This window comes from Hahella sp. CR1, assembly GCF_029813005.1.
Classification (GTDB): Bacteria; Pseudomonadota; Gammaproteobacteria; order Pseudomonadales; family Oleiphilaceae; genus Hahella.
Window position 1 is genome coordinate 938084 of record NZ_JAPELK010000001.1, and the last position, 14324, is coordinate 952407.

A 14324-nucleotide genomic window follows, 5' to 3' on the forward strand; every position below is an offset into this window, starting at 1 on the left:
TATGAACTACAAGGGCAGCTGCCATTGCGGCAATATCGCGTTTGAAGTCGAAGGCCAACTGACGGAAGTTTTGGCGTGTAATTGTTCCATTTGTTCCCGTAAAGGGTCGTTGTTGTGGTTTGTGCCGCGGTCGCAGTTGACGCTGACGTCCGGGGAGAACGCCATGAGCACCTATACCTTCAACACACACGTTATCCAGCATCGGTTTTGCCCTACCTGCGGCATTCATCCCTTCGGAGAGGGAACCGACCCCTCCGGCGCCAAGATGGCGGCGATTAACGCCCGCTGTCTGGAAGGGGTGGATCTGGACGCGTTAAAAGTGAATCACTACGACGGGCGCTCGAAATAACTCACGCGCCTGTCCTCGCTAACATTGAGAAAACTTATGCTGGAAGAAATCAAAGAAGCCAAAGAAAACGGAACCCTGGTCTCCATCGAGCGGGATGAAGTGGACGAAAACTGCCTGCAGGCGTTCGTACTGGATTACTCCGACGAGCTGGTGTTGTTGCAGTACGTGTATGACTTCAATCTCGACGGTTTGATGGTGATTCGCATGGGCGACATCACCGACGTCTACATGGGCGCAATCAACATCCTGCAGACGCAAATGCTGAAGGAAGAGGGGCTCTACGAGAAGGTGGAGTTCGACATTCAGTGCGACCTGAGCAACTGGCGCACGACCTTGTCCACCCTGGGACAACGCTATGATTACCTGATTCTGGAAGACGAAAATCCCCAGGACCCCATGTTCCTGATGGGTAAACTGGCGGAAGTGAGCGACGACTACGTGCTCGCCAACGGCTTCGACGGTGAAGGACTGTGGGACGACGAAGCGACGGAACTGGGCTATGACGAAATCACCGCCATGAAAGTCAACAACAACTACATAAATTTCTACAAACGCTATTTCGAAAGAAATCCGTCCGCTGTCGACTACGAGTAAACGCCTCCCCAGGCCGTTCGCCGCGCATTTTCATCGCTCTGCGCGGCGGGGCCTCCCCACCTTTTCCCCGTTATCTCCCGCCTTGCGTAATCTCAAACTTGGTCTAAAACTTTTGTAATGTCAGGTCGCCGACATCCTGGAGGGGGGATGCATCGGATGAAGCGCGACTGGCCCCGCAACGGCGCGTTGTCGGGATAAAAAGTGTTTGCCATGGGTGCAAAGGAGCCGTGACGTCGGCGTTGACCGTCGCGTTGCGCTCACATAGCGAGGAGGTTGCTATGCGTAAGGATGTTCTGACCCTCGTCGGCGGCGTTTCTGTTTGCCTGTCGTTGCTGCTCACCAGCTGTCGTACGCCGGAGTCGGGAGCCAGCTCCCCGCCCAGGTCGCAATCCGCCAGTCAGTCCGACGGTCAACCCGCCGATCTCCCGTTACCCACCAGCATGCCTCTGCGGGACTATGAAAAAGTCCTCTACACCTGGCTACTGAAATTCGATTACAAAAAGCTCGGCTGGAAGCACGACAAGGGCGTGCGCGACACCGGTCCCTTCATCCGCAACGAATATTTCGGCACTCATCCCGCCGTGCGCATCTTCTACTCGCCGGAAGTCATGCGTTGGCTGGAGGGCGGCCGCCAGGGCGATATCCCTGACGGCGCCATAATCGTCAAGGAGATGTACACCGCGCCCGGCGTGCTCTATCAGGATCTCGCCAAAGACCCCAAATATCAGGCCGACCCCGACGCCTATGAAGCCATGCTCGGCAAGCTGCTCACCGCTTGGTCGGTAATGGTGCGTGATAAAGCCGGCTCCAAGGATGGCTGGTTCTGGGCGGGACCCAGCGGCGCGGGAGAAGGGCAGACCATTGCGGAAGCGGTGGACAGCCAGTTGGACAACTACAGCCACGCGCCGTACTCCAGTTTTGGCGCGCCCTGCCTGCGCTGTCACGGTTCGGCGGAGAATATGTTCACCTTCAGCGCGCTGCGCAATGTTGAAGGCTTCTTGCCGGAAGAATATCCCCTGCGCTTTTTCGTCGATACGTCCTGGCGCAGTCCCGATCATCTGAGCAGTTACCCCCTGTCTTTGTTGAAAGACGATCCCTACGCCCAGTCGGTGTTTGAAATTCCTGAATTGCAACGCCCCTGGGAAGACTCTGAAGTACCCGGTCTGCAGGCCTTCCTCAGCCATCATATGGGGCAGGCGGAGCTCTCCGCGCTGCCAATGAAGAACGAAGCCCTGCCTAATCCGAACAGCGCGTTCCTGAAGCAGTTTCCGGAGTTGGCGCGCAGCGTCTATCTAAAGGTGAGACCTTTCCCGTCGCAGTGGGCCGACCATGTCGTGCCCGGTCCCGATGGCGCGGAAGCGTTCATCACCTCCAGTAACTGCCTGGGCTGTCATGGCGGCCTGGGCGGCTTGCCATATGGCGTCACCATGTTTCTGCAGACCGGTCCTAATTACGGCGACGGCTTTAATGTCTCCGAGTACGGGGAGTGGCGTTGGTCGCCCATGGGGTTGGCCGGACGCGATCCCATTTTCCATGCGCAGTTGGAAAGCGAAATGGCGTATGTGGCGGCGGACGGAATGATGACCCCCACGCCCTTGAAAGGCAGCGTCGCCGATACGCAAACCGCCATCACCAACACTTGTCTGAGCTGCCACGGCGCCATGGGGCAGCGTCAGTTGGAAATCGACGCTGCGGTCGATCCGGCCCTCGATCCCAACTTCAAGGTGGATTATTTCTATCTCACCCAGGTGCTCTCCGCCGCGGAGCCGAAACCTGCGGACTACGCCTATCACAAATATGGTGAGCTGGCGCGGGAAGGCATTAGCTGCGTGGTGTGTCATCACATCAACGAGCCTTCCGCTGAGCAGGTGTCGAGCTGGAATCCCACCAATCCCGACTGGCTGACGCCCCTGACGCCGAAAGAACTGGCGTTTGGCCTGTTCCACAATTCCACCGGGCGCTTCGAACGCGGACCGGATGATGAGTATTACGGCCCGTTCAAGGATGTTTCCACCCGCCCCATGGAAGACGTGCTGGGCGTGAAGCCCGTGCACAATGGCTTCATGAAGGATTCGCAGATGTGCGGCACCTGCCACACCATCAACCTGCCTAATATCGGCATGACCCAGAATCCCTACCCGGTGCTGGACGCCGCCGAAACCAATCCGGCGTTTAAGGATTACTCTCATACCATCGAGCAGGCCACTTTCCTGGAATGGCAGAACAGCGCTTTCGCCCAGGGCGAGAACGACCCCAACTCGGACTTCAAGAGCTGTCAGGGCTGCCACATGCCGGGCGGATTTGAAACTCTGGACGGTAGCATCGACATCGATCAGCTCGTCACCCAGGTCGCCACGATTCAGGACGCCAACTATCCGGCCGCGGAGCACACCCTGCCGCTGGAAGACATCGATATTCCCCTGCGTCCGGACTACAACCGTCATGAACATGTGGGCCTGAACGTGTTCCTGCTGGAGATGTTCGATCAGTTCCCGGACATTCTCGGCGTGGATAAAACCGACTACATGACCGGCGCGGACAACGGCGTGGATCTGGCTATCGACAATATGATTCTGCAGGCGCAGAAGGAGACGGTGGATATCGACGTGAAAGTGGAGGGCGTCAGCAACGGCGTACTCACCGCCAACGTCACCCTCACCAACAAAACCGGCCACCGCTTCCCCAGCGGCGTGGCCTTCCGCCGCGCCTTCCTGGAGTTTCTGGTGATGGACGGCGACAAAGTGGTGTGGGGCTCCGGCCGCACCAACTCCGTTGGCGTGATCGTGGACGGCAAAGGCATCCCCCTGAAAACCGAGTTCCTGCCCAGCCCGGACGCCTACCAGCCGCATTATCAGCTGATCACCCGTGAGAATCAGGTGCAGATCTACGAAGAGCTGAACCAGAACGCGCAACACGAATTCACCACCAGCTTCGTCCACCGCGTCTACAGCCCTAAAGACAACCGCCTGCTACCCAAAGGCTGGCGCGTCTCCACCGTATTCAAACCCGAAGGGCAGGTGATGGAGCAATTCATGGCCTCCACCGACCCCCACGGCGTCGGCGACGACCCGGACTACCAGGACCAGGGCCCCGGCTTCAAAGGCCAGGACGCACTGACCTACAAAGTCACCCTGCCATCCGGCGTCAACACCAGCGCCCTCAGCGTAAAAGCCACCCTCTACTACCAATCCATCCCCCCCTACTGGCTAAAACAACGCTTCACCACCGCCCCCAACGGCGCGGCCACACAGCGTCTGTACTACATGGTCAGCAGACTGAACCTGGAGGGAACCCAAATGGAGAACTGGAAGTTGGTGTTGAAGAGTATGAAGGTTAGTGGGTTTTGATGGGGAGAAAAGCGTTAGAGCAATAATATTGGATTTATTGAAATATATTGAGCTGATTGTAATGCCTTATCCGATAGATAAGAAATTTGTAATAGCTGTATCTTCAAGTGCATTGTTTGACCTATCTGAGTCGCATGCTGTATTTGTTGAAAAAGGGCCTAAAAAATATAAGAAATATCAAGAGAAAAACATAGATAGAGTTCTAGGGAAGGGAGTGGCGTTTCCTCTTATAAGGAGATTTCTAAGTATTAATAAAAGATTTTCACGGACTAAACCTGTAGAGGTTGTATTGCTGTCTAGAAACTCTGCTGCAACTGGAAAAAGAGTTTTTAGATCAATTCAGTGTTATGGTCTTGATATATCAAGGGCAGCCTTCATGGAAGGTGAGTCTCCCTATGAGTATATACCTGCATTTAATGCGTCACTATTTTTGTCAGCGGACGAAACGGATGTAATAAAAGCTATTGAATCAGGCCACCCAGCTGGGACAGTATTACCGACCAAAGTAGAAGATGATGAAGGCGATGATGAACTTAGAATTGCTTTTGATTTCGATGGGGTAATTGCCGACGATGAGTCTGAGGCTGTGTTTAAGGGAAAAGACTTATCTGACTTTCATGCCTACGAAGTAGCAAATTCTCATATTCCTCATAAGCCTGGACCTTTAGCTGATTTGTTCAAAAAACTTTCTTTTATTCAAAAACTTGAAGATAAAAAGAGGGAGAAAGATAGGAACTATAAGAGAATTATTAAAACATCAATAGTGACAGCTAGAAATGCTCCTTCTCATGAAAGGGTAATTACTACCCTCGAAGACTGGGGTGTTAGTTCTAATCAGACTTTCTTCTTAGGAGGGATGAAGAAAGAGAGAATTTTATCTGTGCTGCGGCCTCATGTATTTTTTGACGACCAGCGGAGCCACTTAAACTCAGAGGGCAAAAATATTCCAATGGTTCATATCCCTTTTGGGATTGCGAATAAAAACCCAATTATCAAGGTTTCATAGGTTTGAGATTAGAGGTTCACATGTGAACCAAAGCTTGAGGTAAATTTGCTCCAAACTGTTTTCCAGCCCCAATGGAGCAAATCAAATGAAGGGCAATCGCATTATCAAACAAGCACTGACCATCCTGGCCGCCCGCCTGCGCGAGCCCGGCGCAGTGATCGCCAGCCCTCGCTTCGCCTACGACTACCTGAAACTGAATCTGGCGGAACTCCAACACGAAGCCTTCGGCGTGTTGTTTCTGGATAACCAGCACCGCGTTATCGAATTCGATCTGATGTTCCGGGGCACCTACAACGAATCCACCGTCCACACCCGCGAAATCGCCAAAAAGGCGCTCTCACTCAACGCCGCCGCCGTCATCCTCGCCCACAACCACCCCTCACAAAACGCCCGCCCAAGCCAAAGAGACATCCGCCTCACCCGAGAAGTAAAACGCACCCTTGACCTATTGGAAGTACGAGTGCTGGACCATGTGATTATTGGAGGAATGGAGGAGTTTAGTTTTATGGAGAATGGGATTTTGTAGGGGAGGGGGATTTGAGCTACTCCGAATGTTGGAAGGCGCTTCGCTTTTCCAACCTACGAAAATTCGGCGTCGTCAGTGATAGAGATGTTCTTTTAAGAATGCGTGGCGTGCGCCCAGGGAAGCAACTGGGCGTGTATGGCAATAACTGTAGGTTGGATAAGCGAAGCGCCATCCAACATTGTGCTTATGTTACTGGTTCTTATCTTCAAAAGGCAGGAGATCGGCGACTTTCGTTAAAAACTCATCCAAGGGAATATAAGCGTCGCAGTGCTCCAAAGGAACGCTCCATCCAAACTCCTCATCCCAGGTCATCACGTCGTACATATAGCGAAGGGCGGCAAGACAAGGTTTTGTGCGATCTGGCTCGCCATATTGCCATTGGATAATGGCGTCTGGAACTTTAGAACCATCAGAAGGATCTAGAACACCAGTGAAGGCGCCTATGACTTCAGAAACGGGTATGAAGCCGACTACCTTGGCGATTTTGGAGTCGAAGGGCACCCAGTAACTATCTCCACTTGGATCAACCTGCCAAAAGAGAACATCGTAAACAGTGCCTGCTGGGTACTGGATGGCGGAGACATAATAAATACCGCCTTTTTCTGGAGCGCCCTGGCGCCAATTGACTTCACTATTTGAAGCTACCATAGCATTGTCTCTCCTTTATTTACCGCTCTTTCAAACTCATCAACCATTTCTTGAAGTCTAAATTTAGAATTTGTATTGAGCTGGCCATGCGCATCAAGCCAGAAATCCAGTATTCCAAATGCGCTTCTTTCTTTATGTGGAAGTTTATCTTCTGACCAAAGCGTGCAGTATACTAGGGCGTAATTGCTTGTCCAGTCTACTTGTTTGTTAACGTTGTATCTTCTTGTCGCCTTCAGATGCGAGGGAGAGCCTTTTTCTAGAATATGTGCGTGGTATGTATCTTCTAGCTTAAGAGGGTCTTTGTCATAAGGGACATCCCTCCCGATAAGATATCTAATGTTTATATAGTTATTTGTGTCATTGAATTTTAAGTTTTCTTTCTTGTACTCGATAAAATCCCTTATTAAGTCTTGAAGCTCTGGAATTGCTTGGAACTGGCTCTTTATCTGTGGACTAAGCCAAACCTTTTTAGCCTTGCTCATCAATTACTTCCCTGTGTTTAGTAAACAATCATGGTCCACTTGTGTCCATTTTTCTCTGCATCCTTTCTTGCTCTTTCGAATGCATCAGCGACTTTCTTTATATTTTCAGGGGTTGGCTTAAAACGAGGTACGTAAGCTGGCTTATTTGGGGTTTCGTTTTTTGTCTTGTCGGTCATAGTGACTAATCCTTTAAGCGTGTATAAGATGATTTTGAACTTCGAAATTCATATCTATTTTGACAACGATTTTTGATTATCTTGTGTGTGTCGGATGATGTATAGAAAGCTGGCTTGGTTTAATGTTAAAAATGATTAACTTTGATGGTAGGCATATAATTCTGTGAAATTTTAGATGGAAGGCATAAATGTGGCTATATATCGTATTATCCATGAGGAATCCTATTTAACTTTCGAGATTCCCACGGGCGAAGTCCTGAAAAAGCTGGGTCGTGAATACCCGTTTCATATCAAGCGTTTTCCTGTGCCTTACAGCGCTATTTGGAAACCGTTAAGTATCCGATTCAAAGCGACAGACAGCGGCGTTGAAACTATCCCAGATATAGCAGCCAGAAACGGTCGACTTTTCTTTAACGAAAAGGCGTACAACACATTGAGCGGCCTTTTGGCCCAAGCAGGGGAGTTCTTGCCGGTTAACTTCGATGAATCCCACGGTTACCTGTTCAACCCTTTGCGAACAGCGGAAGAAGTAGATGGCGTGGATCGGCGTTTGACGGCGTACGATGCAAATCAAAACTTGGTAAACATCGCCTTTGACGAGTCCAAGGTTGGCGGCTTTCCTATATTCCGAACGGAACTGGATACCTTCCAGGGCATATTTTGTAATGAAGCCTTCGCCGAAGCTTACAGGGAGTCAGAACTAACCGGCATTTTTCTCCATTCGGACTTATCCAATCCGCTTGGCGAGAGCTACGGCGTAAAGCATTGATGCTCTGAACCCCCAGTCACCGTAGGTTGGATAAGCGAAGCGCCATCCAACAGTTTTTCTCACATGTCGCGATATATTTTTCGCCTTCCGGTGATGCCTGTTTGTTTCTTTCCACGACGGACTTTAGGCGTTGTTATCGCTATATTTCTTTCGGGAAGACGCTCGGATAACATCACAGCGTTTCCCCATTTTCCGGAGCCTGATCTCCCTTCACTCAACGAGTAATACTTTGACAACCGCATATGAAAAAACATTATTTGGCCGGACTGCTGTGTGGATTACTGATTAGTGGCGCCGGCGGGCGTTCCGCCCTAGCTGCAACGTCGGAAGAGTTGTTCAAGAGCGGGCAGTATGAAGAATTCTTTTCTCAGGCTCATGAGGCGGCGGCCAAGGGCGACGCAGACGCTTTGTTTTTGCTTGGTAAAGCTTACGACTTGGGAAAAGGCGTTAAGGAGGACCGCGAACAGGCTCGTGTTTTTTATCAACAGGCTCGGGAGAAAGGCTCTGCGCGAGCCAGCCATAACCTGGGCGTGATGGAGATTGACGCCAAGCGGCCCAAGGCCGCTATTCCGCTTTTGCAGGAAGCATTGGAGCGGGGGTTGAAGATGCCTACGTATATTAACCTCGCGGCTGCGTATAACGAGCCCGATCCTACCTCTGTGTACGCCGTGGCGGGCGTGCTTCCCAACATTCTCAAGTCCGGCGATTACTACGCCAAGGCGCATGAATCGGCGCCGGACGCAGGATATGACTTCGAAGCTTCCCGGCAATATGTGCGCGCTTACCAGATGTCCAGGCATCTATTGCCGGGAGAACGTGATGGTTTTGACTCGTCCGCCTTGAGAAAGCAGGCGGTGGAGTGGCTGCAGAAGGGGATGGACAGAGACCTCAGGCAGGCATGGACCAACTATGGGGTGCTAATGCTTGATGAGAAAAACTACGCGGAAGCCCAATCCGCCTTCACCAAAAGCGCGGCGCAGGACGAGCCGGTGGCCCACTATCATCTGGCCCGCATCGCGGAAATGGGATGGGGTCAGGAAGAGCGCGATAGAGAACAGGCGTTGATTCACTACGAGAAAGCCGCCCTGCTAGGGCTGGAAGCGGCCCGCCAGCCCGCCAGAAGTCTGTTGGAAGAGGAACTCAGATACGAAACCGACATAGATAAGCTGGAACAAGGCCTCAAACGGCTGGAGGCCCTGCGCAAGCCGGATGATTATAACTACATATCGCTGAACTCGCCTGAAGCCCGCTTGATGTGGGGGAAATTCTTGCGTGATCAAAAACGAACAGCTCAGCCTCTCCCTTCACTGCCGATCATTCTAAAGGCCTGCGGACTGGGATTCAGTCAGCCTCATGGAGAGCAATTCAACATCGGAGAAAATTCGAGCTGGCGTCTGGAAGCGCACAAAGCACTGGGCGAAGTTGAATCGCTTGCTTTCAGTGGTTTAGTAAACGCCGAAGGCTGCGCGGAACTGGACCAGGAAATGCCGGAAAACGTGCGCGCTCTACTCAATGAGGGGGCGGTTCTGGCGCTCAGATTCCCCAACTATTCGTTGCCTCTGCAATGGAAAGAAGAAGCAAAAAATATCCTCCTCGACATGCAACCCATCGGCGCCCCACTGCCAAGCGGGAGTTAACTACTAAGCCGCTGACATTGCTCAATCCTGAAAACGCCCTGAACCTCTACGATAGGCAGGGCGTTTTTCTCCATTTGGGCTTATCTAATCCGCTGACGAGCACTACGTAGTCTCTAACTCCCAATCACCGTAGGTTGGATAAGCAAAGCGCCATCCAACAGCGCCCCAGAGCCGCCACTTCATACCCCAAGAATCGGGCTTAATCAGCTCCGCCAATGCCCATATAAAAGCTCAGGCTTGATTGCAGGATGTTGCTTTCTTTATTCGGCAAAAAGGAAACGCTGTATTCGACAAAGTCGTCGAAGGTGAGTGGTTCTTGAGGCAACCCAAGTGAGAGAGGCTTTTGACCATCAAAAGCGTTTTTCTCCAACTCGGATGTCACTATGCTGCTCAGCGAGGGCGAATAGGATGGCGTGAGCTGAGCGTATTGAGCATGCTTTGCGATGATTTGCCCAATGGACTGGCTTGTGGGGGCTGGATTCTGACTGTAGAAAGCATAACTGACCTCAAAGTTATACATGTCACAGTATTTGTGTTCTATAACGGCGATATCGCCATTTTTATACACAAGATAAAGTCGCTTTATATACTCATCGCTTTTTCTGTCTCGTTCTGTGCTCCAGTGTGAAAGCGCCACACTGCTATCTGTTACGGCCGCCTCCTTAACAAACGAAGCTTTATAGTGGCACTGGGCTTCTTCAGCACAAAAAGCGACAGGCGTAATAAGCATGAGAACAGAAAAACTAACGGCTTGCATTGATGTCATTATCTTGTCTTTATATCAAACTCATTTAAGTAATGAATGAGCTTCCCAAATAAGCCTGCCTGGATTTCAAAGAACTCGTTTTCATGAGCCTCATCATACTTGGGATGGTCATCACTCCAGTAGGGATACTTCAACTCCGCTTTCATACGCTCAACTATCGCTACATTTGCAAGCGCTTGAGCTTCCTCACGGGTAAGGCTAATCGCAGTCATAGTGTCAGCCGTTTCCATATCACTGGGTGAGGGCTTGTTTAGAATACGCGTCACTTCAGGATAGTTGTCGCTTTCGGCAATGGCTTTTAATTGTGCAATGAGTTCGTCGGGAAGAAACACGGTTTTCATGGTGGCGCTATGATTACTATCCGCCAGGTTATATGGAATGTGTTTACTCACTGCCACGAGAAAATCCCGAAGCGGAATGTGAGCGTCACAGTGGGATAAGGGTACGCTCCAGCCGTAATCATTATCCCATCTTATGACATCGTACATATATCTGAGGGCCGCCAGAGAGGAGATGTTACGGTCAGGCTCTCCGTATCGCCACTGGATGATAGCTCCCGGACTTTCTACCTTCTCTGATGGATCGAGTACGCCTGTAAGCAGCGCAATAGCCTCAGCGACGGGCATCCAGGCAAGTGTTCTCGCAGCGCAAGAATCGAAACCGACCCAATAGCTGTCGCCACCAGGGTCAGTCTGCCGGAAACTAATGTCGTAAACGAGGCCTGCTGGATACTGAACGGCGAGTACGTAATAAACCCCTCCTTGCTCAGGTTCGCCTTGCTTCCACTTTGGACTGAAAGAATTCTTCATTAGTGAAAAGGGTAACGCTTCATAGTATTTTCGGAGCCGATCGCATCGATATTCATTGGGCTTATCATCAATGGAAAGCCCTATTATGTTGCCTTTAAAATACAATGTATAGAAAGCCAGCTTGTGAACTATTCAATAATTTCTTATCGAATCTTTGTGCGGATATATTGTTGTGGTATTTAAATCTGTGGGTGATGAAAGGAGATAGGTGATCATATTTGGTGAAATTAATAGATTGATTGCCTGAAGAAATAATTCGGATGCCGGTTAACGCCAGCATGTTGCGGTTTATTGCTCTTGCTTCTTTTTTCTCGTGCTAACAGTCTCAATCAACGGATTAATACGTTTGGAACTATGGCAGTTCCAATACTGGCGGGAACATTGGTTGCTCTCTTTGGCGTAGGAGCTGGGCTGACGGTATTGATGTCAGCGTCTTCGGTTCTGCTCTTGATAGGTATTGGATACACGCATCGGCCGTCTGCGAGTGAAGTCCACGCTTTGATTTGCGCTGCATCGGGAAAGTTGGAGAGATTTTACTAAGATTCGTTCCGGGGTGACGTTCGCCTGAAAAACATCGTCACGTGGCTGACAGACTCAGCGCTTAATTCTAATAAGTCGTTCTAGCCTTTTTGCGGGTTCCTCCTTGAGGAGGCAACAAGCTTGGGCAAGTTTTGTGCTGCTTCTTCCAAACCCTGTACATCTCGAATGCTTGCCTTCATTTATATAGATGAAGGCATAAAGATGCATAAAAATAATAACGAAAATCACATAAATTCAACGTCATTGCACTGATGTGTCGTTACGCTTTTATATAATGCACTCATTGACGAAGCAGGGACATTACGCTTCACGAAGGAGATGATAATAATACATATTGAATTCCTTTTTATATAAGGGGTTTATATCTAATACACTCCGCCCGCTACTGATGCGGATATCTATGGACGCCATATTTTTGAATATGGATGTAGGTAAGCTAGCGTTTTATTTTTTAAATAATAAAGCGCCAATGTTAAGTTAAGGGAATATTGTGCAGTTAACAGAGCTATCAATTATAGATGAAGTAGCCGAGAGACTACTTGACCTACCAAAGGATGTGAGTACTGACGAGACCATAAAGTCTAACCTGGATTTTATGAAGGGGCTTGTTAAAGAAAATATCCCAGAGCGTATGCTGCTGGAGATTCTGGACTCTGAAGAATTGTTGGAGAAAATCGCGGGCCGTTCGTACGAGCACGTCAATCACTTCGACAAAATAGTACTAGTAGATAACCCTGACCCAAGAGGGTACAGGTTGACCCTACACAATTGGAACCCAAATCTGGACGACTCTAAAAGGCATGAAGAGTTGGTTCATAATCATCGATTCAGCTTTTGGTCTCATATTTTCAGAGGAAAACTCTCTTCTGATAATTTCATTGAGGCGGATGAAGAGTCAGTAGAGCTGAAAACATTCCGTAAATATAAGTATATGCCTTCAAAGACAGGAAATATTCATACCTGTGATTTTGAAAGCGAAGCCCAACTGAACAAGATCGCTAAAACGGAATATGTTAAGGGACAAACCTACTATCTGAATTACCTCGTTACACACAGAGTTAATTTTCCTGAAAAAGGTGAAGCGTTATGCACCTTTGTGCTGCGCGGCCCAAGAGAAAGGGAGTTCACAAATACCTATAACACGTTCTACCCCGATCGTGGCAAGGAGCATAACACTCCTATGATGAGCCCGGCGCAATTGGAAAATAAACTAAGAAGGATTTTGGAATCAGCATGAAAAGTCTGAAGATAGATAACTCTCAACCAGTATTTGAAGTAAAAAAGGGCCATAACGTATTTAATCAACTTGCTGTAAAAGTTGATATGAACGGCGTGACGGATGAGCAGTATTTTGAATGGCTGGACTTCGTGGCTGAAGATGCGGCGAAATACATCAACGGCGTGCGCTTTCTGGAAAAGGAAGGCGTCAGGGATAATCCGCCTCTAAATACCGCCGTCTACTACGACACCAAAGATTATAAGCTCTTGCCGACAGGTGCGCTTTTACGGACTTCATGCAATAAAGTCACTCATGCTTTCTGCGCTTTTAAAATGCCGGAAAATGAGCATGGTAACAGGCTGGATCGGCGTCATGTTTTTCAGGACGAGAAGAAAAAGCAAATTCAGGAGGCTCCATACAGTCCTGAGTCCGTCAAAATTGTAAAAGACTTACTCAAGGATCAAGAGCTTGATCAGCCAGGTAAGTATTTGTTCAGAGAGTTTAATATCGCTGGCGATGAGCTGGAGCCAGCTGTTGTTCTCTTTGGTAACCGTTCTACGTTCTTTGTTCGAATTGACGAGTATGACGTACTCCGTTGCTCATTGGATCGATCCAGAGTCATGGATTACAGAAAGGATATTAATGGAGAACGAAAGGCTTTCTTCCAGGAAGTGGAAATCTCCATATATCCAAGAATCAAAAAAGAAATCTCTGAAGATGTGCGCATTATCGAGCTGATTGACTATCTGGTGGATAGCTTGAAGCAGCGTTTCTCAACAAAGGTTATCTATGACATCAAGTATCAGCGCGCGGCTGAAGCGTTAGGAATAGAGTAACTGGCGATAGCCGGACGCGATGCGTGTCCGGCTGACCTTTGGGAAGATAATGAAAATACATCTTATCAGGCATGGTCAATCCAAGTGGCAAACTGGAGAGAGCGCCAGTAAGGATAGCGCCCTTACTGAACTCGGCGTCAGGCAATCGCTGCTGCTCGGGGGAAGGCTGTCCGCAATCGTTAACGATAACCAAACGGAGAACGTGTTTTATAGCAGTCCGTTGATTCGGTCTGTGCAGACAGTAAACGCGGCTGGCGTTAATTACTCGATTGCTACCGGATTGAAGGAAGCAAGTTTTCATGTGGCGAGCGAGCTGCCAGGTTTCGCACATCCGGCGGAACATGAGCGGTTACTTTCCGATAGCCAAAAATATCTGTATTTCAGGCGCACTGTTGAAGATGTGTTCAAACAGCTTACGAATAATGAAAGTAAGGGTGTCTTCCTTTTTACTCATGGAGGTGTGATTAAAACTATTCTGAGAGTGATTCATAGTACAGACACCGTTTGCTACAAGATAAACAATTGCTCATTAACAATACTTACATGGCGTCGCTCTAGATGGCACTTGGATGCGCTTAATGAGTGTAATCATCTGCCATTGGAAATGGTGACTTAAATTT

The 14324-nt window shown here is 49.4% G+C and carries 15 protein-coding genes; 10 read left to right on the plus strand and 5 right to left on the minus strand.

Annotation, left to right across the window (positions count from 1 at the left end):
* Position 1 precedes the first annotated feature (1 nt).
* From ONV78_RS04190 to radC, 5 genes are all read left to right on the plus strand, one after another.
* On the plus strand, positions 2-349 hold the full coding sequence (locus ONV78_RS04190) for a GFA family protein (protein WP_279501351.1): 348 nt from the start codon (positions 2-4) through the stop codon (positions 347-349).
* A gap of 36 nt (positions 350-385) precedes the next feature.
* On the plus strand, positions 386-943 hold the full coding sequence (locus ONV78_RS04195; protein WP_279501353.1) for a hypothetical protein: 558 nt from the start codon (positions 386-388) through the stop codon (positions 941-943).
* A 278-nt stretch (positions 944-1221) separates the two neighbouring features.
* The gene (locus ONV78_RS04200) at positions 1222-4290 is read left to right on the plus strand and encodes a hypothetical protein (protein WP_279501355.1); all 3069 of its coding nucleotides are present in this window, start codon (positions 1222-1224) and stop codon (positions 4288-4290) included.
* Complete coding sequence (locus tag ONV78_RS04205) at positions 4280-5296, plus strand: 5'-nucleotidase (protein ID WP_279501357.1); 1017 nt, start codon at positions 4280-4282, stop codon at positions 5294-5296. Before ONV78_RS04200 ends, ONV78_RS04205 begins: the two co-directional genes overlap by 11 nt.
* Positions 5297-5381: 85 nt before the next feature.
* Positions 5382-5822, plus strand: coding sequence for a DNA repair protein RadC (radC, locus tag ONV78_RS04210; RefSeq protein WP_279501358.1), 441 nt, complete (start codon positions 5382-5384; stop codon positions 5820-5822).
* A 189-nt stretch (positions 5823-6011) separates the two neighbouring features.
* Here the strand turns inward: radC and ONV78_RS04215 are convergent, their stop codons facing one another.
* The 3 genes from ONV78_RS04215 to ONV78_RS04225 are packed head-to-tail and all read right to left on the minus strand — an operon-like array spanning position 6012 to position 7128.
* The gene (locus ONV78_RS04215) at positions 6012-6470 is read right to left on the minus strand and encodes a hypothetical protein (protein WP_011400235.1); all 459 of its coding nucleotides are present in this window, start codon (positions 6468-6470) and stop codon (positions 6012-6014) included.
* Complete coding sequence (locus ONV78_RS04220) at positions 6464-6952, minus strand: type II toxin-antitoxin system YafO family toxin (protein WP_279501359.1); 489 nt, start codon at positions 6950-6952, stop codon at positions 6464-6466. The genes ONV78_RS04215 and ONV78_RS04220 overlap by 7 nt, the downstream gene beginning before the upstream one ends.
* 17 nt (positions 6953-6969) lie before the next feature.
* A complete protein-coding gene (locus tag ONV78_RS04225) occupies positions 6970-7128 on the minus strand; it encodes a hypothetical protein (protein WP_279501360.1) in 159 nt (52 codons plus the stop codon).
* A 190-nt stretch (positions 7129-7318) separates the two neighbouring features.
* Between ONV78_RS04225 and ONV78_RS04230 the strand changes: the two genes are divergently transcribed.
* Together ONV78_RS04230 and ONV78_RS04235 are read left to right on the plus strand one after the other, a co-directional pair.
* Positions 7319-7897, plus strand: a complete 579-nt coding sequence (locus tag ONV78_RS04230; protein WP_279501361.1) for a hypothetical protein — start codon at positions 7319-7321, stop codon at positions 7895-7897.
* Between the two features lie 242 nt (positions 7898-8139).
* Positions 8140-9534, plus strand: coding sequence for a hypothetical protein (locus ONV78_RS04235; RefSeq protein ID WP_279501363.1), 1395 nt, complete (start codon positions 8140-8142; stop codon positions 9532-9534).
* A 199-nt stretch (positions 9535-9733) separates the two neighbouring features.
* On the opposite strand, the gene ONV78_RS04240 is transcribed toward ONV78_RS04235, so the two are convergent.
* Together ONV78_RS04240 and ONV78_RS04245 are read right to left on the minus strand one after the other, a co-directional pair.
* Positions 9734-10300 carry a hypothetical protein gene (locus tag ONV78_RS04240; RefSeq protein WP_279501365.1) on the minus strand — a complete coding sequence of 189 codons (567 nt, stop codon included), beginning with the start codon at positions 10298-10300 and terminating at the stop codon, positions 9734-9736.
* Positions 10300-11214, minus strand: a complete 915-nt coding sequence (locus ONV78_RS04245; RefSeq protein ID WP_279501367.1) for a hypothetical protein — start codon at positions 11212-11214, stop codon at positions 10300-10302. Before ONV78_RS04245 ends, ONV78_RS04240 begins: the two co-directional genes overlap by 1 nt.
* Positions 11215-12139: 925 nt before the next feature.
* Here ONV78_RS04245 and ONV78_RS04250 point away from each other — a divergent pair.
* From ONV78_RS04250 to ONV78_RS04260, 3 genes are read left to right on the plus strand one after another with little or no spacing between them, the layout of a single operon-like run.
* Complete coding sequence (locus ONV78_RS04250) at positions 12140-12886, plus strand: hypothetical protein (RefSeq protein ID WP_279501369.1); 747 nt, start codon at positions 12140-12142, stop codon at positions 12884-12886.
* On the plus strand, positions 12883-13704 hold the full coding sequence (locus ONV78_RS04255) for a hypothetical protein (RefSeq protein ID WP_279501371.1): 822 nt from the start codon (positions 12883-12885) through the stop codon (positions 13702-13704). The genes ONV78_RS04250 and ONV78_RS04255 overlap by 4 nt, the downstream gene beginning before the upstream one ends.
* Positions 13705-13753: 49 nt before the next feature.
* Positions 13754-14320 carry a histidine phosphatase family protein gene (locus ONV78_RS04260; protein ID WP_279501373.1) on the plus strand — a complete coding sequence of 189 codons (567 nt, stop codon included), beginning with the start codon at positions 13754-13756 and terminating at the stop codon, positions 14318-14320.
* The last annotated feature ends 4 nt before the right edge of the window (positions 14321-14324 follow it).